At 44.5% G+C, this 26,826-nt stretch carries 20 protein-coding genes; all 20 read left to right on the top strand.

Annotation, left to right across the window (positions count from 1 at the left end):
• Positions 1–3: 3 nt before the first annotated feature.
• The 20 genes from ACYVAA_RS15625 to ACYVAA_RS15530 all read left to right on the top strand — a co-directional run bounded on the left by ACYVAA_RS15625 (position 4) and on the right by ACYVAA_RS15530 (position 26,623).
• Positions 4–147 carry a hypothetical protein gene (locus ACYVAA_RS15625; protein WP_460543392.1) on the top strand — a complete coding sequence of 48 codons (144 nt, stop codon included), beginning with the start codon at positions 4–6 and terminating at the stop codon, positions 145–147.
• 52 nt (positions 148–199) lie between these two features.
• Positions 200–1,432, top strand: a complete 1,233-nt coding sequence (locus ACYVAA_RS15620; RefSeq protein ID WP_460543390.1) for a glycoside hydrolase family 88/105 protein — start codon at positions 200–202, stop codon at positions 1,430–1,432.
• Between the two features lie 77 nt (positions 1,433–1,509).
• A complete protein-coding gene (locus ACYVAA_RS15615; protein ID WP_460543388.1) occupies positions 1,510–2,502 on the top strand; it encodes a pectinesterase family protein in 993 nt (330 codons plus the stop codon).
• A 193-nt stretch (positions 2,503–2,695) separates the two neighbouring features.
• Positions 2,696–4,330, top strand: a complete 1,635-nt coding sequence (locus tag ACYVAA_RS15610) for a glycoside hydrolase family 43 protein (RefSeq protein WP_460543386.1) — start codon at positions 2,696–2,698, stop codon at positions 4,328–4,330.
• A gap of 17 nt (positions 4,331–4,347) precedes the next feature.
• Positions 4,348–6,033, top strand: a complete 1,686-nt coding sequence (locus ACYVAA_RS15605) for a glycoside hydrolase family 28 protein (protein ID WP_460543384.1) — start codon at positions 4,348–4,350, stop codon at positions 6,031–6,033.
• Positions 6,033–6,785 (top strand): rhamnogalacturonan acetylesterase, encoded by a 753-nt coding sequence (locus tag ACYVAA_RS15600; protein ID WP_460543382.1) that lies wholly within the window; start codon positions 6,033–6,035, stop codon positions 6,783–6,785. Before ACYVAA_RS15605 ends, ACYVAA_RS15600 begins: the two co-directional genes overlap by 1 nt.
• Positions 6,786–6,818: 33 nt before the next feature.
• Entirely contained in the window at positions 6,819–7,616 is a 798-nt protein-coding gene (locus ACYVAA_RS15595) for a rhamnogalacturonan acetylesterase (protein WP_460543380.1), read from the top strand.
• A gap of 52 nt (positions 7,617–7,668) precedes the next feature.
• On the top strand, positions 7,669–9,567 hold the full coding sequence (locus ACYVAA_RS15590) for a pectinesterase family protein (RefSeq protein WP_460543378.1): 1,899 nt from the start codon (positions 7,669–7,671) through the stop codon (positions 9,565–9,567).
• 424 nt (positions 9,568–9,991) lie between these two features.
• Positions 9,992–13,279 carry a SusC/RagA family TonB-linked outer membrane protein gene (locus ACYVAA_RS15585; RefSeq protein WP_460543376.1) on the top strand — a complete coding sequence of 1,096 codons (3,288 nt, stop codon included), beginning with the start codon at positions 9,992–9,994 and terminating at the stop codon, positions 13,277–13,279.
• A 16-nt stretch (positions 13,280–13,295) separates the two neighbouring features.
• Positions 13,296–15,101 (top strand): RagB/SusD family nutrient uptake outer membrane protein, encoded by a 1,806-nt coding sequence (locus ACYVAA_RS15580; RefSeq protein WP_460543374.1) that lies wholly within the window; start codon positions 13,296–13,298, stop codon positions 15,099–15,101.
• Positions 15,102–15,133: 32 nt separating this feature from the next.
• Entirely contained in the window at positions 15,134–16,783 is a 1,650-nt protein-coding gene (locus tag ACYVAA_RS15575) for a DUF4957 domain-containing protein (protein WP_460543372.1), read from the top strand.
• A gap of 77 nt (positions 16,784–16,860) precedes the next feature.
• Positions 16,861–18,357, top strand: coding sequence for a pectate lyase (locus tag ACYVAA_RS15570; protein WP_460543370.1), 1,497 nt, complete (start codon positions 16,861–16,863; stop codon positions 18,355–18,357).
• A 148-nt stretch (positions 18,358–18,505) separates the two neighbouring features.
• A complete protein-coding gene (locus tag ACYVAA_RS15565; RefSeq protein WP_460543368.1) occupies positions 18,506–19,564 on the top strand; it encodes a pectinesterase in 1,059 nt (352 codons plus the stop codon).
• A 10-nt stretch (positions 19,565–19,574) separates the two neighbouring features.
• The gene (locus tag ACYVAA_RS15560) at positions 19,575–19,961 is read left to right on the top strand and encodes a VOC family protein (protein WP_460543366.1); all 387 of its coding nucleotides are present in this window, start codon (positions 19,575–19,577) and stop codon (positions 19,959–19,961) included.
• 229 nt (positions 19,962–20,190) lie between these two features.
• Positions 20,191–21,612, top strand: coding sequence for a glycoside hydrolase family 28 protein (locus tag ACYVAA_RS15555; protein WP_460543364.1), 1,422 nt, complete (start codon positions 20,191–20,193; stop codon positions 21,610–21,612).
• 33 nt (positions 21,613–21,645) lie between these two features.
• Positions 21,646–22,962, top strand: a complete 1,317-nt coding sequence (locus tag ACYVAA_RS15550) for a pectate lyase family protein (RefSeq protein WP_460543362.1) — start codon at positions 21,646–21,648, stop codon at positions 22,960–22,962.
• Positions 22,963–23,077: 115 nt separating this feature from the next.
• Entirely contained in the window at positions 23,078–24,091 is a 1,014-nt protein-coding gene (gene yiaK / locus ACYVAA_RS15545) for a 3-dehydro-L-gulonate 2-dehydrogenase (protein ID WP_460543360.1), read from the top strand.
• Positions 24,088–25,080 (top strand): Gfo/Idh/MocA family protein, encoded by a 993-nt coding sequence (locus tag ACYVAA_RS15540; RefSeq protein ID WP_460543358.1) that lies wholly within the window; start codon positions 24,088–24,090, stop codon positions 25,078–25,080. The genes yiaK and ACYVAA_RS15540 overlap by 4 nt, the downstream gene beginning before the upstream one ends.
• A 134-nt stretch (positions 25,081–25,214) precedes the next feature.
• Entirely contained in the window at positions 25,215–25,922 is a 708-nt protein-coding gene (locus ACYVAA_RS15535) for a fumarate hydratase (protein ID WP_460543356.1), read from the top strand.
• Positions 25,919–26,623, top strand: coding sequence for a DUF3307 domain-containing protein (locus tag ACYVAA_RS15530; RefSeq protein WP_460543354.1), 705 nt, complete (start codon positions 25,919–25,921; stop codon positions 26,621–26,623). The genes ACYVAA_RS15535 and ACYVAA_RS15530 overlap by 4 nt, the downstream gene beginning before the upstream one ends.
• The last annotated feature ends 203 nt before the right edge of the window (positions 26,624–26,826 follow it).

Raw genomic sequence — 26,826 nt, 5'->3', positions numbered from 1 at the left:
ATCATGAAAAAAATTACCTCTTTTATCAAGCATAACCTTGAATCCATTAGGTTAACTATCCCTTCTTGTTATTTTGGAATTCAAATCGGGAAGGATGATATTTCCGATGTTTTGGTCCTGCAGCCTGTAGGGACTCCAATTTTTTGAAAAATACTATTTCTGTTTCTAGAAGAAGAAATAACCATAAACCTAAAAAACAATGCTCCTTAACCATTCCTCTATAAAATACGTGGTTTCAGCGGCGCTTCTAGCTGCTATGTCCCTTACTTCTTGCGGGACCAAATCCGAGAATACTACTGGTGAAACTGCTGAAACCGTAGAAGAAAAAAAGGTCTATTCAGTAAGGATGGCTGATGCTGAAATCAACAGGAACCCTGATGGTTGGACACTTGATTTCAATGAAAAGCCCAAATGGGAATATACCCATGGACTGATCATGACCGCCATGGAGAAAGTCTATGAGCGCACAGAAGATAAAAAGTACTTAGCGTACATCGAGAAATTTGCCGATTTTATGATCGATGAAGAAGGCGTCATCATGACCTATAAAAAGAGTGATTATAATATCGACAGAGTAAATGGCGGGAGGTTCCTGATTGGTTTGTACGAAGAAACCGATAAAGAAGCCTACAAGATTGCTTTGGAGGAATTGCGCGATCAAATGCGGGAACATCCAAGAACATCAGAGGGAGGTTTTTGGCATAAGAAAGTGTATCCACATCAAATGTGGTTGGATGGTCTATACATGGCGTCTCCTTTTTTAGCCAGGTATGGGGCTGTTTTCAATGAGCCTGGGCTATTTGAGGATGTTGTCAAACAGATTTATTTGATGGACAAATACGGCTACAGTGAAGAGACCGGATTGTACCATCATGCCTGGGATGAGAGCAAAGAGCAAAAATGGGCTGATCCCGAGACCGGTTTGTCAAAAAACTATTGGGGAAGAAGCATAGGATGGTTCAGTATGGCGGTAGTGGATGTGCTTGATTACCTGCCGGAAGACCATCCTGGAAGAGATAAGGTCATTGAGGTGGCCCAAAAAATCGCAGCGGGAATCATCAGGTATCAGGATGAAACAGGCGTTTGGTACCAAGTGGTCGATCAGGCTGAAAGGGAAGGCAACTACCTGGAATCTTCCGCTTCCAGCATGTTTACCTACTTTTTGCTGAAAGCTTCCGCCAAGGGCTATATAGATCAAAAATACCAAGACTATGGTATTAAAGCTTATAAAGGGTTGCTCCAGGAGTTTGTGCGTGAAGATGCTGACGGTGGAATCAGTCTCACCAATGTGTGTGCAGTGGCAGGACTGGGAGGAAATCCTTATAGAGATGGATCCTACGAATACTATATTAATGAACCCATCAGGGATAATGATCCCAAAGGCGTTGGCCCTTTCATTTTGGCATCCCTTCAGTACGAAGCATTGAAATAAGGGGAGGCAAATGATGGCTTACCTATCACCTTGTGGAATTAACTTCATTATTAAAAGCTGAGTTGATGCATAAAAATATGTCTAAACCAATTAAAAACACGGGCAAATATCTTTTGGGTCTCGTCTTTACCCTTTTGAGCGGACTGGTTCAGGCTCAAGAAGCTGACATCATAGTGGCCAAGGATGGCTCAGGAGATTTTAAGAGCATTCAGGAAGCATTTAACAGCATTCCTGATTTCCGGAAAAAGGTGACCAAAATTCATCTAAAGCCAGGGGTTTACAAAGAGAAGCTCACCTTGCCTTCTACCAAGACCAACGTGCATCTGATCGGAGATGGAGCCTTGGAAACGGTCATCACCTATGATGATTATGCTTCCAAGCAGAACAGTTTTGGGGAGGAAATGGGGACTACAGGCTCTTCCAGCTTTTTCGTTTTTGGAGACGGTTTTTTTGCTAAAAACATCACGTTTGAGAATTCGTCGGGTCCCGTGGGACAAGCAGTAGCCGTTCGGGTAGAAGGGGATAAAGTGGTTTTTGAGAATTGCCGTTTTCTCGGCTTTCAGGATACCTTGTATCCACATGGAAAAGGCAGTCGGCAGTATTATAAGGATTGCTATATAGAGGGTACGGTGGATTTTATCTTTGGTTGGTCAACAGCGGTATTTGAAAACTGTGAGATCTTCTCTAAAGAGGGAGGAAGCTATATAACCGCTGCCTCTACCGACAAGGAGAGCCTGCACGGCTTTGTGTTTATCAATTGTAAACTGACAGGAAATGCACCGCCTAAGAGTGTTTACCTTGGACGGCCTTGGCGGGAGTATGCTCAGACCGTGTTTATCAAGTGTGAAATGGGCCCCCATATTATTCCAGAAGGCTGGCATAATTGGGGAAAACCGGCAGCAGAAGAAAACAGCTTCTATGCCGAATATCAGTCTTTCGGCCCGGGCGCCGCTCCAGATGATCGAGTAATGTGGTCCTGGCAGCTGACCCCCGACATCGGTTCCGCCTATACCGTAGCCAATATCCTTGGAGGAGAAGACAATTGGGACCCAATGCAGGTGATTGAATGATTGGCGACGGTAGGTTGATATCACGGGAGGCAAAGATTAATATAGTTTCCCGCTGATTTCGCTGATAAGGGCAGGTATTTTTCTTAACTGTTTGATTAGTTTCTAAAAACCAAGGAAAATAAGCTTACGGGTAAGAAAGCATGTAATCAGGAATAAAGTACTATAAAAGCGTAAACCAAAAATAACCCCCAAAATGAAATTAAGCAAACCACTTTTTGCCAGTGTATTATTGGCAGTAGGAACTTCTATGACCTTATACGGACAGGATCAAAAACCCTCAGAAGTTTGGGTATCGGATCAAGGAGACGGCACCTATATCAATCCCGTCTTACATTCCGATTATTCTGATCCTGATTTGTGCAGAGTAGGCGATGACTTTTATATGACCGCCTCGAGTTTCAATGCCGTTCCAGGTCTTCCAATACTTCATTCAAAGGACTTGGTCAACTGGGAAGTGATCAACTATGCATTGGACCGGCTGCCTCCATTTGAACATTTTAGCAAGCCCCAGCATGGGAATGGGGTTTGGGCCCCGGCCATCCGCTATCATAAGGGAGAATTCTTTATTTATTGGGGAGATCCCGATTTCGGGATTTTTATGGTAAAGACCAAGGATCCTGCCGGCGATTGGGAAGAGCCGGTATTGGTCCAAGCAGGCAAAGGACTGATCGACCCTTGTCCTTTGTGGGATGAGGACGGCAAGGCTTACCTGTCCCATGCTTTTGCCGGAAGTAGGGCTGGGATAAAGAGTGTATTGGTCGTAAAGCCTATGAGTGAAGATGGTACAAAGATATTGGGCGCCGGAAAGCTGGTGTTTGACGGACATGAAAACCATCCCACAGTAGAAGGAACAAAATTTTATAAAAGAAACGGATATTATTACATTTTTGTCCCTGCTGGAGGGGTTTCCACAGGTTGGCAGCTGATCCTTAGATCAGAAAGCCCTTATGGCCCGTATGAGGAACATATTTCCCTGGACCAAGGCAATACTGCGATCAACGGTCCTCACCAAGGTGGATGGGTGGAATTGGAAAATGGAGAAAACTGGTTCCTCCATTTTCAGGATAAGGAAGCTTATGGCCGAATTGTACACATGCAGCCAATGTGGTGGGAAAGTGATTGGCCGACCATGGGGGAAGATCCCGATGGTGACGGGACTGGCCAGCCAGTGATGCGCTATCAGAAGCCTGATGTAGGTCAGAAATATCCGATATCCACTCCGGATGATAGTGATGAATTTGAGGGGAATGATATTGGCCCTCAGTGGCAATGGCATGCCAATCCAGAAGCAACCTGGGCTTTTGCCAATCCTTCCAAAGGAATGTTGAGACTTTATACAGATCAGCTTCCTGAAGGGGCAAAGAACCTTTGGGATGCTCCTAATTTGCTTTTGCAGAAATTTCCTGCGGAAAAATTTACGACCACCACAGAACTGACCTTTTATCCCAATGAAAAGCTAGAAGATGAGAAAAGCGGGCTGATCGTAATGGGGATGAGTTATGCCTACCTGGCCTTGGAAAGTAAGCAAGACGGTATTTACCTGAAATATGTGGAATGCGAAGATGCGGAGCACGGCAAACCGGAAAAAGAAACCACCATCAAGAAGCTTTCAGGTAACAAGGTTCAGCTCCGCGTGGAGGTGGGTGAAGGGGCTATTTGCCAGTTCAGTTATAGTGAAAATGGCAAGAAGTTTACCAAGGTGGAAGATACTTTTACCGCTGTTCCGGGCAAGTGGATAGGTGCGAAAGTAGGACTATTCGCGGTAAGGGAAAGTAAAATTAACGATTCCGGCTATGCCGATGTGGATTGGTTCAGGTTTACAAAATGATAAAGACAATGGAAAAGATGTATAAAAGGTTAATGTTGGCCATCGCCTTTATGGTCACCGTGGGCTTCAGCCAGGCGCGTCAAATAGCTCCTGTGGATGCTGCCATATATGAAGGGGTAGAAATAAATATGCCCAAGGTGCAACTGCCCTCATTTCCGTCATATTCAGTGAGTATAGCGGATTATGGAGCCAAGGCCGATGGTAAAACCAAAAATTCGGAAGCCTTTGCCAAAGCAATAGAGCATGTGGCTGAAAAAGGCGGAGGGAAGGTCATTGTCCCAAGGGGCATTTGGCTTACGGGACCGATTACCTTGAAGAGTAATATCCACCTTTATTTGGAAGATGGGGCTTTGGTCCTTTTCAGCAAGGATTTTGACGATTACCCTTTAGTGAAAACCAGTTTTGAAGGATTGAACACTGTCCGCTGTATTTCCCCGATCAATGCACTGGAAGCCGAAAACATTGCGATTACCGGTGCCGGTGTCATTGATGGCAATGGTGATGCCTGGAGACCCGTAAAGCGAGGAAAGATGACCGATAACCAATGGAGCAAATTGGTGAAATCCGGAGGGGTACTTTCCGATGATGAAAAGATGTGGTTCCCTACCGCCAGCGCCAAAAGAGGATATGTCAGCAGTTCGAATTTCAATGTCCCCGATCTGATTGGTGAAGATGAACTGTCTTCCGTAAAGGATTTTTTGCGGCCGGTAATGGTAAGCCTGGTGAAATGCAACAAAGTGCTGTTGGATGGGCCTACTTTCCAGAATTCCCCGGCTTGGAACATTCATCCCTTGATGAGTGAAAATATGGTGATCCGAAACCTTAAAGTGAGGAATCCCTGGTACAGTCAAAACGGTGATGGACTTGACCTGGAATCCTGCAAAAATGTTTTGATCTATAACAATACCTTTGATGTAGGAGATGATGCCATCTGCATCAAATCAGGAAAGGATAAAGATGGGAGAGATAGGGGCATGCCCACGGAAAATGTGATCGTGAAAAACAATACCGTTTATCACGCACATGGTGGTTTTGTGGTGGGAAGCGAGATGTCTGGAGGAGTAAGGAATGTGCATGTTTCTGAATGTACTTTTATCGGAACCGATGTAGGGTTGAGGTTTAAGAGCACCCGTGGCCGAGGGGGAGTGGTAGAGGATATTTATATTTCCAATATCAACATGATCAATATTCCGACCGATGCAATTCGATTCAATATGTTTTATGGCGGCAATTCCCCGGTGCTGGAAGAAGATCAAAATGCAGAGGACGAGGCCAGAGACGAAGCCCTTGTCCCTGTCACTGAAGAAACTCCGGCTTTCAGAAATATTTACATGAAAAACATTACCGCTACCGGATCAGGTACTGCTGCGTTTTTCATGGGGCTTCCTGAAAAGAGCCTGGAAAATGTAAGGTTGGAAAATGCACTTTTGGAAGCGAAAAATGGAATAACCGTGATCGATACCGATGGTCTGGAGCTGAAAAATGTAAAGGTCATTGCAGAGAAGACTCCTGCGCTGACCATTTATAATAGCAAAAATGTGGATGTCAGCGGTTTTTCCTTTGTAGACAATGGAATGGTTCCGGTAAAGGTACTGGGCAGATTAAGCGGTAATATCCATTTTGATAAAGGCGATTTTACCGCTTTGAAAGATCAATTGATATCAGGTAAGGAGCTTCCTGTTAATGCTATAAAGATAAAGTGATGAAAAAACTGTCGATTTTACTTTTAGTAGCCGTAGTTGGTTTAATAACTTCCTTTGCTCAGAAGGATCGAGAAATCACGATCTTCCTCATTGGGGACTCGACCATGGCCAATAAATCCTATGCGGGAAGCAATCCTGAAAAAGGCTGGGGCCAGGTTTTTGGCCTTTATTTCAAAGAGGGTGTCCGGGTGGAAAACCATGCCCTGAATGGAAGAAGCTCCAAAAGTTTCCGGGGAGAAGGGCATTGGGATAAGGTGTACAATAGCATACAGCCAGGCGATTATGTGGTGATTGAGTTTGGTCACAATGATCAGAAGATAAAATCCCCAGACCGGTATTCTGCACCAGATACTGAATACAGAGACAACCTGATCCGGTACATCAAAGAAACTTACGAAAAGGGAGGGAGACCAGTATTGGCTACCCCTATTTCCAGAAGGAGCTATGATGAAAACCAAAAGCTGATCGATACCCATGGACGGTATTCGGAGGTGGTGAGGGAAGTAGCTGAGGAATATGATATTCCTCTGTTTGACCTGCACAAAAAGACCGTTGCCCTGATTGAACAGTTTGGTTACGAAAAATCCAAGGAGCTTTTTCTTCATTACAGACCGGGCGATTATGAGCGTTTCCAAAAAGGGCAGGAAGATAATACCCATTTGTCTCCCACAGGAGCCTTTAAAGTCTGTGACCTGGTGGTCGAAGAACTGAGAAAGAAGCTTCCCGAACTTGAAATGTTCTTGAAAGAGTAAAAAATCCTTATCCAATAAACCCCAATAAGCCAGATGAAAACCAGATTACTCTCCCTTATTTTATTGCTCACCCTTTTACTTGCTTTTCAGCCTAAGGAAAAAATCGCAAAAGTCTATCTTATTGGTGATTCGACTGTGGCGGATTATAGTAATGACTATGAGCTCGGAAAGGACTACATGAAAACCCGATACCCAGTTATGGGCTGGGGGCAGGTGTTTCAACCTTTTATGGGGAAAGCTAATTTACCTGAGTTAAAAGGGCTGGTCAAGGCTGATTCCATCCTTGTGGATGATAGGGCAAGAGGAGGTAGAAGCACAAGGACATTTTTTGAAGAAGGACGATGGCGTGCAGTTTACGAAGGCTTGGAGCCCGGAGATCTTGTTTTGATGCAGTTTGGACACAATGATGCCGCTGAAAACAAACCAGAGCGATATGTGACTACAGAAGGGTACAAGGAATATATCAGGCTGTTTATTTCCCAAACAAGAGAGAAGGGAGCCATCCCCATTGTGTTGACGCCGGTAAACAGGAACTATCCCTGGAAGGATGGGGAGCTTCAAAATGTGCACGGTGCTTACTATACCGCTGCGGTGGAAGTGGCGGAGGAACAGGAGGCATTGTTGATCGATCTGACAAAATTGTCCATGGAGCATTTTACCTCAAAAGGAAAGGATTATGTGAGTGTACATTATTTTATGAACTTTGGTCCTGGATTATATGAAGCTTACCCTGAAGGAAGCAATGACAATACCCATTTTCAGCCAGAAGGAGCCAAGGCGGTAGCGCAGTTGGTCTATAAAGCCATGACCGGGTTGGAAAAAAGACGCTAGATGCTAGACATTAGACTCAAGACTCAATACTCCCTACTCAAGACTAATAAAAATGAACCGATTTATAACATGCCTTTTACTCTTCTTTTGTCTCTCGATATGGGGAGCCGCATACGCCCAGCATGTGAACTCTTATCCCAAAAATGGTAAAATTACCAACCTAAAGGGAAAGGTACAGGAGGATATAGTGGTTGCCAAGGATGGGAGCGGGGATTTTCTCTACATTGCTGATGCCTTGGAGGCGATCAGGGTGTACCTGCCCAAGCCCATTACAGTATACATCAAAGAAGGGGTTTATAAAGAAAAACTGGAGATTCCCGGAACCATTACCAATGTTACCTTTAAGGGGGATGGGCCTGATAAAACCATCCTTACCTATGATGACCATACAGGAAAAAACTATATGGATACCTTTGATTCCTACACCTTGTTGGTGTGGGGCAACAGTTTGATATTTAAAGACATGACCATCCAAAATACCGCAGGTTCGGTAGGGCAGGCAGTGGCTTTGCATGCTGAAGGTGACCGCTTGTTTTTTGAGAATTGTCATTTCAAAGGAGATCAGGATACCATGTTTGCCAGCGGTGAAAACAGCCGACAATATTATAAGAACTGTTATATCGAAGGTACCACTGATTTTATATTTGGATCGGCGACGGCCCTTTTTGAGAATTGTGAGATTTATTCCAAAAGCAATTCCTACATTACGGCCGCTTCTACTCCGGAATGGGTGGATTATGGCTATGTCTTCAAAAACTGCCGGTTGACAGCCGCGGACGGGGTGGACCGTGTCTTTTTGGGACGCCCCTGGAGGAGCTATGCCAAAACGGTATTCCTCAACTGTGAGATGGGGGGGCATATTGTCCCGGAAGGATGGAACAATTGGGGAAAAGCGGAAAATGAAAAAACTACCTTCTATGCCGAATTCGGTACTACCGGTGCAGGTGCCAATCCTGACCAAAGGGCTGAATGGGCGCAGCAACTGAGTGAGGATGAAGCAGGACTTTACAAGCATGAAAACATTTTTTCCGGACGAAACCGGTCGAAGAATGCCTTTGGATTTCCTTGGTACGGTTTTGAGAAAGATACTTCCTTTAATTTGGCCAGTTCCTATAAAAAGTACAGGAAAGATTTTCCCAACATTAAACCAGCTTTCAATGGAGTTATTGATGGGATTACAGAGACCAGGGAGATCAGTTATAAAGAATTAGGTTACAGGGAATTAAAGATGGATGTCTTTTATCCTGAGCAAAAACATAAAAAGCTGAAACCTGGCGTATTGTTCGTGCATGGTGGAGGCTGGAGATCTGGAAACAGGGGGCTTCAGGAGCCCTTGGCCAGGGCGGTTGCTGCTAAGGGATATGTCACCGCGGTGATGGATTACAGGCTTTCGCTGGAAGCGCCCTATCCTGCTGGGGTTCATGATGTCAAGGAGGCGATCAAATGGTTTAAGGCCCATGCCGAACAATTTGGTTTGGATACCAATAAGGTGGCCATTTCAGGAGGTTCGGCAGGTGGGCAGCTGGCGGCATTGGTTGGCTTTACCAACGGCCGGAAGGAATATGAAGGTGATGGCCCGCTGAGCGTTTCTTCTGATGTGCATGCGGTGATTGATATGGACGGGGTATTGGCATTCCATCATCCCGAGTCATCGGAAGGAGAAGTGGCCGCTCAATGGTTGGGAGGGACCTATGAAGAGGTCCCCAATGTATGGGACGCAGCAAGTGCACTGCATCAGGTAGGGGGAAAAGCCGTGCCTATTTTGTTTTTCAACAGCCAGTACCCTAGGTTTCATGCCGGTCAAGATGATATGATCAAAAAGTTGGAGGCTTTAGGAATCTATTCAGAAGTACATTCTTTTTCTGACAGTCCTCATCCCTTTTGGCTGTTTGAACCTTGGTTCAGTGAGACTGTAGACCTGGTGGATAGCTTCCTCCGGAGGTTGTGGTAAAAGCCTATTTAGTTGCGCCAATTACGGAATCGATTCCGTAAGAGGTAATCGATTGCATTATTTTGAAAATAATCACCTACTTTCTATCAAGTAATAATACTGTTGGTAAGTTAATATTCCTGCTTATTTCTGTTATAATAGATTTTTATACTGGTTTTCAGTATAAAGTCAAAATTAGCTTGTATATGCAAAATTTATTGATTAATATGCAATCGATTGCGCAACGGTAAGTTGTTTAGATGACCATCGAAGTCATTTGATTAGTAAACCCTTAATTTAAAATACCATGAAATACCCTCGAATCACATCCCCGCCCTGGGGATATTTTCACGCCATTTTTAATAAGTGTGAATCTTACATATTTCAAGAGCCTTGCGCTCAAACGTGCAAAATCAATTATTAACAAAACCCAATCAATATCGAAATGATGTTTACCAAAAACCTGTCGGGCACTACCCGATATCTTTCCCTGTTTTTGATGCTCATGGTATTGACAGTAGTGGAGCTACAGGCCCAATCGCTGGAAATAACAGGAGTTGTCAAAAGCTCAGAAGGTGAAACCGTTCCCGGTGTCACTGTATTGCTAAAAGGAACCGGTTTAGGCACCAGCACTGATTTGGACGGTGCCTATAAGCTTGATGTGAATGATCCTAATGGGACCCTGATCTTTTCTTCTATCGGGATGATCAAACAGGAGATTCCCATTGAAGGAAGGTCTGTCATTGATATTACCATGGAGATGGATGTGGCACAGTTGGATATGGTAGAAGTAGTCGATTTTGGTTACGGAACCGTGAAGAGGACAGATATGACAGGGTCAGTGGCTTCCATGTCAGGAAAAGAACTGGCCAAGATACCTGTGGCCAGCGCTGCTCAGGCCATTACCGGACGGCTTCCGGGTGTCAACGTATTGACCACCGATGGTTCACCTGATGCTGAAGTAGTGATCCGTGTTCGGGGTGGGGGATCGGTAACTCAAGATAACGCTCCATTGTACGTGGTGGACGGTTTTATTGTGGGCAGTATCCGTGATATCCCCCCTACGGATATAGAAACCATTACTGTTTTGAAAGATGCTGCAGCTACCGCCATATATGGTGCCCAAGCCGCCAACGGGGTAATTGTGATCACCACCAAAACGCCTAAAGCCGGAAAGACTTCCATTTCCTATAATAATTTCTTTCAGTGGAAAAACCTTCCAAAGGACCGTAAATACGAAGTGTTGGATCCTTACGAGTATGTTTTGGCCAATTATGAATATGCAAAACTGCAGTCTGATGCAGCTGTAAGGAATTTTGAACGCTTTTTCGGGGTCTATGATGATCTTGAACTTTATAAACAAAAGCCTGGAACAGATTGGCAGGATGAACTTTTTGGAGATCCTAAGCTTAGCCAGTACCACAATTTGAGCCTTTCGGGAGGTACGGAGAAGACCAAGCTGATGCTGAGTTTGACCAACAATACCGACGAAGGATTGATGTTGAATTCAGGCTACCAAAGGAATGTGATCAACTTTAAGTTGAACCAGGTTATTTCTGACAGGTTGCAGTTTGATGCAGGAGCAAGGATCACCCATACCATTGTGGATGGTGCCGGTACTTCTGGAAATGCACAGATCAGTATCAAAGAAGCCGTACAGACCAGGCCGGTAAACGGTATAGCCGATGAGCTGGACATTGACCTTACCCAAGTGAATTCCGAGGATGATTTCCAGTCCTTTTTATTGAGCCTGGTAAGTCCGGTGGAACTGGCCAAGCAGGACTGGAGAAAACGCACGGAGTTTGATTATGTGTTCAATGCAGGGTTGACCTGGGAAGTTATCGACAACCTGAATTTCAAATCCACCTTCAACGGTTCGAGGGATTTTAGAGAAAACCTCAGGTTTTACGGGCCTCTCACCAGTGAATCATTCAATAATGGTGGTAACCTGCCTTTAGGGGTGAAAGACGAGACCACGTCACATTCTTACAGATGGTTGAACAGTGTTTCTTATAAATTTGATAATCTCGGAGACCATGATCTTGACTTTTTGGTAGGTCAGGAAATCTATTCCAATGGAGGTAAGAGTGATATGGTAAGGGTGGAAGATTTCCGTTTGTCCATCACTCCGGAAGAATTGTTTGCGAATATGACTTTTGGCCGTGTCGATCGTCATGAAACCAGTCAGGCCATTGATGCCAACAGGTTCTCAATGTTTGGTAGAGCGAATTACCAATTCATGAACAAGTACCTGTTTACTGCCACGGTACGTTCGGATGCTTCCAGTAAGTTTGCCAAAGGAAACCGGGTAGGTGTTTTCCCTGCGGTTGCCTTGGGTTGGAAAATTTCCGAGGAAGATTTCCTGAAGACTTCCAGTTGGGTGGATGAGTTAAAGTTAAGGTTAAGTATTGGTGAGACCGGTAATGACCGTATCCGAACGGATGCCACCAGGTTCCTTTTTGAGGGATCTACCAATAGGGGGCCGGGTTTTGGCAATGTAGATAACGTTTACTACACTCCAAGCAGTAGTACCCTTTACAATCCTGACTTGGTTTGGGAAACCACCGTGACCAAAAACATCGGTTTGGACTTTACCTTGTTCAAGGCCAAAATAGAAGGTAGTTTGGATGTTTACGAAAATACTACCAGAGATCTCTTGCTGACTTCTGATATTCCTTCAAACACCGGTTTTGATACCCAGTGGAACAATGTCGGCAGTACTTCCAACAAAGGGGTAGAATTGGGTATCAATGCCTTTGTGGTGGACAGACCTGATTTCTCGCTCTCTATCAACTTTAATACAGGTGTCAACAGGGCCAAGGTAGTGGAGCTGGACGGAACCGATGAACGATTCTTCCGGTCCAACTGGGCAAGTACTGACCTAAATAATATCAACGATTTCTACCTGCGGGTAGGAGGAAGAGTAGGGGATATTTATGGTTACGTGACCGATGGCTACTATACTACTGATGACTTTGAAGGATATGATGCCACGGCCGATGAATATATCCTAAAAGAAGGAATCGCCAATTCAAGCAGTGTGGTGGGCAATACCAATTTGCGACCAGGCTTCCTGAAATTGAAAGACCTCAATGGGGATGGCGAGATCAATGCCGATGACCGACAGGTAATTGGGAATACCCTTCCTAAAAATCAGGGAGGTCTGGGGATCAATGCCAGGTGGAAAGGTTTTGATGCCGCTATCTTCTTTAACTATCAGTATGGCAATGATGTCTACAATACCGGTAAGATCCAATATAACCAATTCAGAAGAGTAAGTTATGGGAACCTGCTGACCACCATGTCATCTGAAAATAGATTTACCTACTTGGATGTAGATGGTAGCTATACCGGTACTCCAGGGGAAATTGTTACTGACCTGGCTCAACTTGAAGAACTGAATGCCAACAAAAATATTTGGTCACACAGAAGCTATGGAATAGCAGGAGCTGTCATCCACTCTTGGGCAGTGGAGGATGGATCTTATATTCGATTGAACAACCTGACTGTGGGGTATTCCCTGCCTACCGATTTGATTTCAAGAATCGGATTGTCCCAGTTCCGTGTTTATGCCACCGGTAATAATCTGAAATTATGGTCAGATTATTCAGGATATGATCCAGAGGTAAGTACCTCCCGAAGCAGCAGCTATACAGCGTTGACGCCGGGGGTGGATTATTCATCCTTTCCTCGAAGCAGATCTTATACAGTGGGCATAAATGTGACATTCTAAAAGAGATTAAAGTATCATGAAACTAAAATATTTAATAATAGCAGCAGCGGCTACCTTGATGAGTTCATGTGATGACTTCTTGGAGCCAGAATCGCTATCCACTTTTGACACCAATTATGTGTTTTCGAATGTGGATGATGCAAGAAAAGGAGTAAATGCGATCTATTCGCATTTTGGACAGGATGCCTTCCGTACCAGGTTATCCAATAATATGACGGGTAATACGGATATAGAGCGTCAAAGTGGCTGGACCAGCAATGGTGACCGTTACCAAATCTGGAATTTAGATGCTTTGGAAAGCAACCGGGACCTTGAAATCGTCTGGACTTTTGCTTATCGGTCTATCCGTGATGCCAATATTGCCATAGAAGGTTTGATGGCCAGTGGGAAGTTGGAGTCTCCTGATGTAGCGGAGTCCAATACCATGAACCAATTATTGGGAGAGGCTTATACCTTGAGGGCATATTGGTACAGTATGTTGATTTATCACTTTGGGGATGTGCCTTATATCATTGAAGCACCTAAGGCAGGTAATGAGTTTAACCTTCCCAAAACGGACCGAAATGAGATTTTAAGCCAGGAGATCCAGCATTTGATAGATGTGGAGGAGAAAATGCTTTGGGCAGATCAGGTTCCTTTTGGTATTGAGCAGGTAAACAGGGAATATACTTTGGGTATGATCGCCCGATTGGCATTGCAAAGAGGAGGGTATTACCTAAAGCCCGATTTGACCATGGCCAGGGAGTCTGACTATTTGGATTATTATCAGATTGCTAAAGATTATACGGCCAAATTGATTTCTTTGAAAGACCGTGAACTACCGGAAGATTTCCAACAGGTTTTCATGAACCAATGTACGTTCCAGACTCCTGTCAATCAGGATGTGTTGTTTGAAGTGCCTTTTGCCATAGGCAATGGGGATGTAGGTTGGAATATTGGTGTAAGGGTAGAAGGAGGTGCAACCGCCGCACATAGCTATGGCTCAGGGAATAATTACATGCAGATTCCTCCAACTTACTATTTGTCGTTTGATTCCACCGATGTAAGAAGGGATGTGACCTGCTCTTTGTACAAGATCACCCCTTTGTTTGAGAAGGAGTTTGTCAACGGTGGATTGGATATTGGACAGGGCAAATGGAGCCGTCATTTTTTACCAAACCCTCCAGGGGCATCCTCTGCTAAGGGAACTGGTATCAACTGGCCAATGATGAGGTATTCGGATGTCTTGCTGATGTATGCTGAAGCAGAAAATGAACTGAACGGACCGACTGCAGAGGCCCAAGAGGCATTGAGAAGGGTAAGAAGAAGGGCGTTTGATGCCCAATATTGGCCTAGCAAGGTGGCTGCCTATGTTTCTCAGGTGTCAGCAGGCAAGGGCACTTTCTTTGATGCCATTGTGGACGAACGTGCTTGGGAATTTGGCGGAGAGATGATCAGGAAATATGAATTGATCCGTTGGGGAATTTATTCCGAAAAGGTGGCAGAGACCGTGGAAGGTTTAAAGCAGCTTGCGGATGCGGCATTTAGCGGTACCACCCAATATCCCGACTATATGTATTGGAAAGTGGATGCTTCAGGGGATTTTACCATACTCAACCCTAATCGCCGCGTGGTGGCCCCGCCAGATGATACCTGGAACCAGCAGTCTTTCTTATTGGCTCTTCACAGTGACCAATACACCTATCAAGAGTGGATTACCAAGGACTGGGAAAACTATATCAATGGTCCCAAGCCGGGAGTAGTTAGATACATTTTCCCGATACCTGCCTCTGCCATTGCGAGTAGTCAAGGTACATTGTCCAATGATGGGTATGGATTTTAAGGATTAACTCTTAATTCAAAAACTGAGAAGCAATGAAAAAAAATATAAATAGATTATTCTTAGGCATTATCTCAATGGCACTGGGCTTAATGGTTTTTAGTAGCTGTGAAGAAGATGATGAAATGTTCGAAAGAACAAGATTGTTTAGACCGGTATTGACGGAGGACCTCTTTTCAGAAGAGAACACCATCATCGTCAATATGGGAAAGATGAAAGAAGCCATATCTTATACCCTCGAAGTGAGCAGGGATTCCTTTAAGACAACGGATTATATCATTGAAACGGACACCAGTTATGTGGTGATCGATGAGGATTTGGTTGGTGAAACCCTTTTCTGGAATACCCTCTATCAGGTAAGGGCAACAGCCCACGCAAATGATCCAATGTATGACAGTAAGATTTCGGATTTGGGAAATGTCCGTACACAGCGGTTTCCGACGATCTTGAACCTGCCTGAAAGCTACGATGTCATTGACGTGGCCGCGAGAGTGAGCTGGACCACTGCCGGAGCACCTGTTACGGGAATAAAATTATTTGCCTCTGACGATCTGAGGTTGAAGACCCCGCTGAGGGAAGAAAGGCCCATCACAGAAGAGGAGCGTGAAATGGGAGAGTTGATTGTGGAAGGACTGGACCCTGAGACAGGTTATCAGATTGCCCTCTACAGTGAAGGTCAATTAAGGGGCTGGCTGAATTACACTACTTTGCCAGCGGATATAGATCCAAATGCGCCCGGTGTGATCGATATACGGGACAATGAAAGCCCTTCAGCGGTATCCGATGCTGTAGCTATGGCTCCGTCCGGTTCGACCATTTTGGTGAAGCGCGGTGTTACTTATGACTTTCCAGCAAACAATCTGAACAAATCCATCACCATCAGGGCTGCTTATGGATTTGGAGAGCAAAAAGCCAAGCTATTTACCACGGGGAACTGGGACATTGACGACAATTCAGATATCGACCATATCAGGTTTATAGACCTTGAACTGCGGGGTGCTGATTACGGGGGAGATTATGTGTTTAACCCTAACCGTGAAAATGTCCATGTGGGCGAGTTGCTGTTTGAAAATTGTGAAATCGGAACCTTCAGGGGGATTCTAAGGGTGAGAACTTCCACGGTGATTGATAACTATACCATCAAAAACTGTGTGGTAGACAGCATTGGCGGGTACGGTTTGTTTACGGTGGATACCGAAGCGACAGCCATGATCAAGAATATCCGTTTCGAAAACTCCACCTTTAATAAAATTCAATGGGGAGTTACCTCAAGGAGCCAGTCTGAATCATTTGTGATCGAAAGCTGCACTTTTGCCAATTTTGTGAAAACTGGAGGCGGTTTGTTCCGGTACAGAGGAGGAGAAGGCCAGGACAATGTGACCAATGGTATAGTCATCCATAATAGTATTTTCGGTCATAGCTGGGATGAGAGTGAATCGGACAGTTATGGGATCAATGGAATTTATGATGGATTGGAGAATACCAATTTTGACTTGGTCAATAATTATTCAACCAATGATTTCAGTTTCTCCAGTAATGAAATACCAGGCTTTCCAGTGGGGAATTATTCCAAAGGACAAAGTGATCTTTGGGTAAATCCGGCTCAAAATGATTTCAACTTCCAGGACCGTGGATTTGCAGGAAGGTTTGATTCAGGGGATCCTCGATGGAGGGTAGTTCTTTAAACAGTTTTTCTTTCATAATCAATTTCTCAAAAGGTGTGGTCAAATGGCCACACCTTTTCAATAAAGCCCAATAGACCATGAAAATCAACTATTTTATTGTAAGACTTTTTGTTTCCCTGGCCTTTATTTCTGCCTTTAGTTTTTCCTGCAGCAATGCAGATCCTGAGTCCGATCCTATAGGCGAGGAAGAGGAAGAGGAAGAGGAACCCTATGAGGGACCTGAATATGCTTTCCCCGGCGCGGAAGGTTATGGCCAATATACCACTGGTGGCAGAGGGGGCAAGGTTTACTATGTGACCAAATTGACCGATGACAGCAGTCAGGGGACGCTGAGGTATGCCTTGAATCAAAGTGGTACAAGAACGATCGTGTTTAATGTAGGCGGGACCATAGAACTGAAATCCAGGTTGAGCATTTCCCGTGGCAATGTGACCATAGCCGGTCAGTCCGCACCAGGTGGGGGGATAACTTTAAGGAATTATCCTGTTACCATCGATGCGGATAATGTAATTATCCGGTACCTCCGCTTTAGGATGGGGGATACTGCCCGGCAAGAAGGTGACGCCCTTGGAGGGAGGTTTCACAAAAACATCATTATCGACCATTGTTCGATGAGCTGGTCTACGGACGAGTGCGTCTCCTTTTATGCCAATGAAAACTTCACTTTACAGTGGTGCATTATTGGGGAAAGTCTAAAAAATTCTGTGCATGATAAAGGAGCACATGGATATGGAGGAATATGGGGTGGTAAATATGCCTCCTTTCATCACAATCTTTTGGCCCATCATGACAGCAGAAATCCCCGGCTTGGAGAAGAAGCGGGAAAAGCTTTTGCTTTGACCGATTTGGTGGACTTAAGAAACAATGTGCTCTATAATTGGGGAAACAATGCAGCCTATGGTGGAGAGGCCATGAATGTGAACATCGTCAACTGCTACTACAAGCCAGGGCCGGCCAGTCCTTCCGGAAGCAAACGGAATAGGATCATGTCCATCGATAAGAATAAAAACGAGGGCACGGAGGTATATGATATCTGGGGTAAATTTTATATCGATGGGAATGTGGTGGATGGAAGTGCACAAACTTCTGAAGACAACTGGACCTATGGGGTGTTTAATCAGTTTCATGGCAGTTATGGAACCGTCAGCGAATCCGATAAGCAAAGTATAAAGAGAGCTGTGGCCCACGAAGAAAAGGGGTATACGGTTACCACTCACACAGCCCTGGAGGCCTATGATTTGGTGCTGGACAAGGCTGGGGCCAATCTAAAGCGGGATGAGGTGGATGCACGGATCGTCGCCAATGTGAAAAACGGTAATTATGATTTTGAAGGATCAAATGGCGGCACCAATGGGATTATCGATACCCAGTCAGATGTAGGAGGATGGCCTGAATTGGATGCAGGTACACCGGTTACGGATACTGATGGAGATGGGATGCCTGATGCCTGGGAATCCACCAACAAGCTCGATCCCAATGATGGTGAAGATGGCAAAAAGCTGAAACCAGGTACGCCCTATACTTATCTGGAGATTTATCTCAACGGATTGATTAAAGATTTTCCATTGGAATAGATGAACTAGTGAGTACTGAGCATATAGTCTTGAGTAGTTAGTCTTGAGTCATGAGTATTAAGTATTGTGTATATCCTGTATCATTACTCAGTACCTTTTATTCCGGATAGTTAGAAAATACATTTTGAGCAAAATAGACCCTTAATCAATGAACATACTGCCTTTTAACTTTATATATGGATTGATCTTTTTGTCTTTTTTTTCCTGCAGTTCGGAGGACGTAGACCCCACGGAGCAGGAAGCAGAAAAGGAGGCCATTGAGTTTGATTTTGTCGTGGACCAAGGTGGTAAAGGAGACTTTACTACCGTCCAAGCAGCGATCGATGCAGCCCGTTCCCATCTTTTTGTCCGCCAGTACATTTATATCAAAAACGGGACCTACAAAGAGGAAATAGAGGTTCCCAAAGGAAAGGATAACCTGGTGTTGGTAGGGGAAAGTGCAGAGAAGGTGGTGCTGACCTTTGACAATGCTGCCCAAAAGATAGATAAGGAGACGGGGAAGGAGTTTGGTACCAGTGGATCGTCCAGTACCTATATCCATGGGGAGGGCTTTATCGCCATCAACCTTACTTTCGAAAACAGCGCAGGTAGAGATTATGGCCCTGCCTTGGCAGTTTATGTCAACAGTGACCAATCACTATTTTACAACTGTAGGTTTTTGGGACGCCAGGATACCTTTTATGGCAATCGGAAACGGATGTTTTTGAAAAACTGCTATATAGAAGGGACAGTGGATTTTATATTTGGACCGGCCACGGCAGTGTTTGAGAACTGTCAGCTTCATTCCTTCGGTGGCACCTCCCTGACTGCTGCTTCCACGGAATCCTATGTAGATTTTGGTTTTGTTTTTAGGGACTGTAAGCTCACCGCGGAAAGTGGTGTGTCCACGGACCTTGGGAGACCATGGAGGCCTTATGCTTCTGTAGCCTTTGTCAATACCGAAATGGGAAGCTTCATTAAAGCAGCAGGCTGGAACAATTGGGGAAATGAAGAAAATGAGCTTACCGCCCGTTTTGCAGAATATGGAAGTACTGGCGCAGGGGCCAATCCAAGCAAAAGAGTTGGGTGGGCTAAACAGTTGTCCAGTGAAGAAGTAAAAGCTTACGAGACCTTGAACGTATTTAAGACCACCTATGCGGAAAATAAGGTTACTGACAATTGGGATCCCTACGAATTATTGGAAACTTTGTCTGAGTTAACAGAATAAATATAATGATATGAAATTTGAACATTTTGCGATTAACGTTTCCCAGCCAAGAGCCATGTCCACCTGGTACGAAAAGCATGTTGGATTAAAAGTAGTATTGAAAAAAGATACCAGTCCTTACATGACATTTTTGGCCGATGACAGCGGTGCCATCATGCTGGAGATCTATAGCAACCCCCAGGCCCCTATTTTGGATTTTGAAAACCAACATCCTCTGGTGGTGCATTTGGCTTTGGTTTCTGAAGATCCAACGGCTGATAAGGACAGGTTGATCGCAGCAGGTGCTGAATTGGTCAGTGATGATGTTTTGGAAGATGGCTCCCATTTGGTGATGCTGAGAGACCCCTGGGGACTTTCCTTACAGCTTTGCAAAAGGGCAAAACCGATGCTCAAATAAAACCAAGATGGAATGTCCACTGCTTAGTGATGAATTTCATGAAAAATAGTGGATTATGCAGGGTCTGGAAATCCTTGACAACTAACTGATCGCCAAGTTTCAACTAATCCTACCATCCTCGGTAAATCCTGTGGTTATTTGGAGGTAAGCGGTGAAAGGTTTTGAAGTAAAGAAAAAAGTTAAGCACTCATTGAAGCGATTTAGATGAACGATAAAGATCAATGAAACCATGAATTACATCTCTTTGTTGCAAAAAGCATTTATACTTTTGGTGGTATTCTCCCTATTTTTTGCCTGTGGAGAAAAGAAAACCACCGAAGTGGATCCTTGGGATCAGGTGCCTTCCATATTGGAAAATATAAAGGCGCCTGAATTTTCTGACCGGACTTTTAGCATTATAGATTATGGAGCTGTTTCCGGTGCCGAAGAAGATGCCAGCGCTGCCATAAAAGCAGCCATAGCGGCTTGTTCTGAATCCGGAGGAGGAAAGGTTTTAGTTCCTGCCGGAGACTTTTATACCGGCCCCATCTATTTGGAAAGCAATGTTAATCTGCATTTGGCTAAGGGAGCAAGGCTGTTGTTTTCTACCAATCCTGAAGATTACCTTCCTTTGGTTTTTACCCGTTGGGAAGGGGTGGAGCTGATGAATTATTCCCCCTTGATCTACGCATTTGAAGAGGAAAACATTGCCGTTACCGGTGAGGGGATTTTGGACGGTCAGGCCAATGCGACCAATTGGTGGCCCTGGAAAGGTAAAAAGGAATACGGCTATGAGGAGGGCAAGCCTCAGCAGGAGGACCAGGATAAAAGGCAGGCCCTTTTCCAGATGGCGGAGGACAACGTACCAGTGGAGGAGAGAAAATTTGGAGAAGGCTACTACCTGAGACCGCAGTTTGTACAGCCTTATGCTTGTAAGAATGTGCTGATCCAAGGGGTGAAAATTGTGAATTCGCCGATGTGGATACTGAATCCTGTTTTGTGCGAAAATGTGACCATTGAAGGTGTTACAGTAGAAAGTAAGGGGCCTAATTCTGATGGTTGCGACCCTGAATCCTGTAAAAATGTATTGATCAAGGACTGTTTTTTCAATACAGGGGATGATTGTATTGCGATCAAATCCGGAAGGAATGCAGACGGAAGAAGGATCAATGTCCCCAGTGAAAACATCATTATCCAAAACTGTAAGATGGCCGATGGCCATGGCGGGGTGGTGATAGGAAGTGAGATTTCCGGAGGGGTAAAGAATGTATTTGCGGAGAACTGTGAAATGAACAGTCCCCATCTGGACCGGGCACTGAGGATAAAAACGAGTTCTATGCGTGGAGGGGTGATAGAAAATATTTACCTAAGAAATATCCAAGTCGGACAAATTGCCCAACAGGTCATTAGGGTAAATATGTTTTATGAAGACTCCGGTGCCTATGTACCTACTGTTAGGAATATCAAGGTGGAGAACATGACCGTGGATAATGGCGGAAAAGTAGGAGTACTTCTTGAAGGTTATGCATCTTCTCCGGTGGAGAATATAGAACTGAAAAATGTCAGCATCAATACCGTGGAAAAGGAGTTTCAGTTTTCCAATGTGAAGGATGTTGTTTTTGAGAATGTGACCATCAATGGTGTAAAGGTGAGTTTAGATGAAGAGCAGTAGAACATGAGGAATTTGATTCTAGTTTTTTGTTTAATGAGCCTGATATGCCAAAGTTCTGCACAGCAGTTCGGACAAGGTGAAAAGGTCGATAAGAAAGCGCTTGCTTTTCCGGGCGCAGACGGATTTGGGAAATATACCACGGGAGGTAGAGGGGGAAAGGTATATGTGGTCACCAATCTAGAAGATGAGGGGCCAGGAAGTTTGCGTGAGGCCATACGCAAGAAGGAACCCAGGATCATTGTATTTGCGGTTTCCGGTAATATAGCCTTGAAATCCAGTTTGGACATCAATCATGGGGATTTGACCATAGCAGGGCAAAGTGCCCCCGGTGGAGGGATTACTCTTCAGAATTATCCCTTAAAGATCAAGGCTGATAATATCATTATCCGTTACCTTAGGAGTAGGTTGGGGGATTTGAATCAGGTGCAAGATGATGCGATGAGTTGTTTAAGGAACAAGGGTGTTATTATCGATCACTGTTCTTTAAGCTGGGCAACGGATGAATGTGGTTCATTTTATGATAATGAAGATTTTACACTGCAATGGTGCATTGTTTCTGAGAGCCTTAATGTATCCGTGCATGAAAAAGGCAACCATGGCTACGGAGGGATTTGGGGAGGAAAGAAGGCTTCTTTCCATCATAATTTGATAGCCAGTCATGCGAGCCGTTTGCCCCGCTTCAACGGGGCCCGTTACCATAAGCAGCCAGAGGAAGAACAGGTGGATTTTCGCAATAATGTGATCTACAACTGGAAAAACAACAGCTCCTATGGAGGTGAGCAAGGCCATCACAATATGGTGGGCAACTACTACAAGGCGGGTCCGGCCACAGTTTCCAATCGGGATAGGATAGTGGAGCCCTATGATCCCTATGGGAAGTTTTTTGTAGCAGGAAATGTAACCTCTGATTCCAAAGCGGTGACAAAAGATAATCATCTTGGAGTCGACGGGGTGGAGGATTTGAGTGCAGTACTAGTGAAAAAGCCTTTTCCTTTCATTATCCAGCATAAGCAACAGAAAGCTGAAGAGGCTTTTGAACTGGTGTTGGAAAATGCCGGGGCAAGTCTTTTCAGGGATGAAGTGGACAGGAGGGTCCTTCAGGAAGTGATGTCCGGGGAAAGTCATTCGGGAGTTGATGGGAATGGAATCATCGATAGCCAGGAGGATGTAGGGGGCTGGCCTGTTTTACCTTCCGAAGATCCGCCCGCAGACAGCGATCAGGATGGAATGCCCGATGCTTGGGAGTCCGGGCATCAGCTCGATCCATCAGACCCAAAGGATGCTGCCGGAATGAATTTGAGTAAGCACTACACCAATATTGAGGTTTATTTGAACAGCTTGGTGAAATAGAAGGAATCCTTTTTGACAGCAGTTGTCAGAAAGGATTCTTTTTTTGCCCGGTTATTGTGTTTTTTTCTTTGGTTGAGGAGCGGATATTCAATAAATTTATTTTTGATTAAAAGCTATGAAAAACCTACGGATTCCTTTTTCAACTGTAAAAGACCATCTTGCCAAGATATTATTACACTACCGGTTTTCTCCTGAGCGAGCTGAGTTAAGTGCCCATTTGTTTGCCCAATCCAGTTTGGACGGTGTGCCTTCGCATGGTCTCAATCGCTTTTTAGGCTACCTTGATTTTATTGATAAGGGATACATAGATCCCAAAGTCAAGCCTGAAGTGATGGCGAAATCAGGAAGTTTTGAAAGATGGAACGGCCATCTGGGCCCGGGAAACCTGAATGCTTTTGATGCCATGGACCGATCCATCCAACTGGCGAAGGAAGCAGGGGTTGGTTGTGTGGCACTGCAGCGGACCAATCACTGGATGAGGGCAGGAAATTTTGGTTGGCAGGCAGTTGAAAAGGGCTGTATCGGTATTTGCTTCACCAATACCAAACCCAATATGCCTGCCTGGGGAGGCAATGAGCCCAAGCTGGGCAATAATCCTCTGGTGATAGGGATTCCCCGAGAAAAGGGTCCCGTGGTCCTGGATATGGCCATGTCGCAGTTTGCATATGGAAAAATGGCGATATACGCGAAGTCTCAGGAGGAAATGCCTTACGATGCAGGCTTTGATGAGAAAGGAAACCTGAGCAGGTCACCAAAAGAAATCATTGAAAGGGAGCTGGCTTTGCCGATCGGATTATGGAAAGGGGCAGGGCTTTCGTTGGTGTTGGACATGCTTACGGTGGTTTTGTCGGGCGGACAGGCTACTTTTGAGGTGGGTAGAAGTGGTTATGAATATGGACTTTCCCAGGTTTTTATCGCCCTTGATCCGGTGAAATTCGGGATGGAAGAGTGGATGGAGGAGCGCCTGGATTCCATTATTGATGATTTTTCAAAGTCCGGGTTTTTTGGAGATAAAGGAGCGGTAAGGTACCCTGGGGAGCATACCTTACAAGTGAGGGAGGAGAATTTGAAACTGGGTGTTCCTGTGGACGATCAAATCTGGAATGAAATCTTAAAACTGGTCAAATGAAGAAAATAAAAGATAATGAGGTGCGGTGGGGAATTGTAGGAGTTGGAGATGTATGTGAGGTGAAAAGTGCTCCTGCTATGAATCTGGTGGAAAACAGCCGTCTAGTGGCAGTAATGAGAAGAAACGAGGAGAAGGTGAAAGATTATGCTCATCGACATGGGGTGCCCAAATGGTATACGGATGCTGATCAACTTATCCATGATCCTGAAGTCAATGCAATTTATATTGCCACACCGCCCAATGTACACCAGGAGCTGACGCTCAAAGCTGCTTCAGCCGGTAAACCAGTGTATGTGGAAAAACCGATGGCCAGGACTTATCAGGAATGTCAAGCTATGCAGGAGGCATGTGATGCCGCTGGAGTGCCTTTATATGTGGCCTATTACCGAAGGTCGTTGCCCCATTTTTTGAAGATCAAGGAATTGATAGCTTCGGGAGCCATTGGAGATGTGCGCTATGTCAATATCCAAATGAACCAAGTACTGAGACCGGATGTGGTAAGAAACCTTGATAACAATTGGCGGGTGGATCCTGAGGTTGCGGGAGGGGGATATTTTTATGATCTGGCGTCTCATCAGCTGGATTTTCTGGATTTTGCCTTGGGGCCAATCAAACGGGCCCAAGGTATGAAGGCCAATCAGGCGGGAGGCTATGCTGCAGAGGATATGGTGACTGCTGCTTTTGAATTTGAATCTGGTGTGATGGGTACGGGGAGTTGGTGTTTTTCGACCAGTGAGCTTTCTGTGAAGGATTGGACGGTAATTTACGGTAGCAAGGGACAGATCAGTTATGAAACTTTTGGGACTGGCAGCTTGATTTTGGAGACGGAATATTCCGGGAAGGAGATTTTGGAGTATGATTTACCTCAGCACATACAGTTTCCATTGATCCAGCAAGTAGTTGGTGACATTCTTGGCTTTTCTAAATGCTCTTCAACGGGTGTTACAGCCGCAAGAACCAATAAGGTGATGGAAGAAATCTGTCATTAACTCCTTTTACAGCTTTAGCTACTTATATTTGTTGTTTATAAAATATTTTGCTTATAATTAATGTTTATAAGTATTTTTGCTTATATTAATGTTTTATAAGTAAATTACCTTATATATTAGAGCGTCTGAAAGTCATGGGAAAGGAAGAAAAAGTAGCTGTTATTTCAGGAGATATTGTTTCCTCTACCAGCTTGGTAATGGAAGACAGGTTGATGCTAAATGATCAGCTGAATATATTATTGACGCATCTTTCCAACATGTTCGATACCTATGGTAGGATAGTAAAAGGAGATTATCTGGAGTGTGTTTGTAGAAAGGCGTCTGAGTCGCTAGGGGTGGCTTTGGCAATAAAAAGCTTTGTCAAATCCATAGAGGTTCAGGAAAGTGAAAATAGAAAAGACAATAATAGGATTAAGCTGTTTAAGACCCATGGGATTCGGTTGGCTATAGGTTATGGGGAATTGCCGACCTTTGAGCCGGAGCGGAATTTTCTGGATGGGGAAGCCATATATTTGTCAGGGCGTCAAATAAGCAAGTCTTCTACACAGAATAAAGAGCGGGTAGTGATCAAAAGCACCCTGTTTTTTGCTTCTCACGAAGAAGATCTCAATGAGCAGTTTGAGCCTATGATGGCCTTGCTGGATGTGTTGTTGAGCAAAGCAACCGCTAGACAAAGCGAAGTGTTGTTCTGGAAGCTGTTGGGCTTCAGCGAGGATGAGATTGCGGAAAAGTTGGGCGTCAGCCAGTCGGTGATCAACCAGCACAGCACGAGTGTAGGTTGGAATGCCATTGAAAAGACGGTAGTTTATTATAATCGTATCATTAACAAAAGAAACTCATGAACCCAGTTCAATTTTTATTGTTACAGCTAATGGCCCATACATTGGCAGATTTTTTCTTTCAAAACGACCGCTTGGCCCAACAGAAAAACGAACTGGGGTTTCGAAGTCCTTTTCTAAAATGGCATGTGTTGATTGTGTTTGTTTTGTCCTGGGCTTTGTCTTTTCAGTTATACTTTGTGTACGGGGCTTTGGTGATAGCCCTTACCCATTTTATAATTGATGGGCTTAAAACTCGGATCAATCAAAGTAGGCTTTTGGGCAGGTATGCTTTTTTTATTGATCAGGGCTTGCATCTGCTTGTCTTGGTCGCGGTGGTGTTGGTCTATGTTGATTTCTTGGGGATTTATCCATGGATAACATTTCGGATATCCTCCGGCATCCTGATAGTGATTTTCGCTTACATGGCTTGTCTGAAGCCCTCCAATATATTTATCAAGGAGGTATTTAAGTCCTATGATATCAATGTTCCCGGAAGTGGCGATCTTCCCAATGCAGGAAAGCTAATAGGGGTTCTGGAAAGGATATTGGTTCTGACGTTTATCCTGATGCATGAATTTCAGGCGGTAGGCTTTTTGATTGCGGCCAAATCGATCTTAAGGTTCAAAAATGATGACTCTTTGAAGGCCGAATATGTTTTGATCGGAACCTTATTGAGCTTTGGACTGGCAGTGCTGATGGGGATTGTTGCAGGTTTTTTGTAATCTATTATAATACATCACCGTACGCGATTATGTCAGTAGTTTTAAAACTTACAAAGTGTTTCCCATGGAGGTCGAAGATCAACGTGGATTCATCTCAAAAAGGTGTCCACGAATTAGCACGAATTAGCACGAATTAATTTTTATGTATATCCGCAAAGACACCAGTAGCTCTAAGTTAGCAAACGATCTCTCACAGAATGCAC

This window comes from Echinicola sediminis (assembly GCF_054777495.1).
Note: the sequence above shows the minus strand (reverse complement) of the source record. Positions and strands in the feature narration are given on the sequence as shown.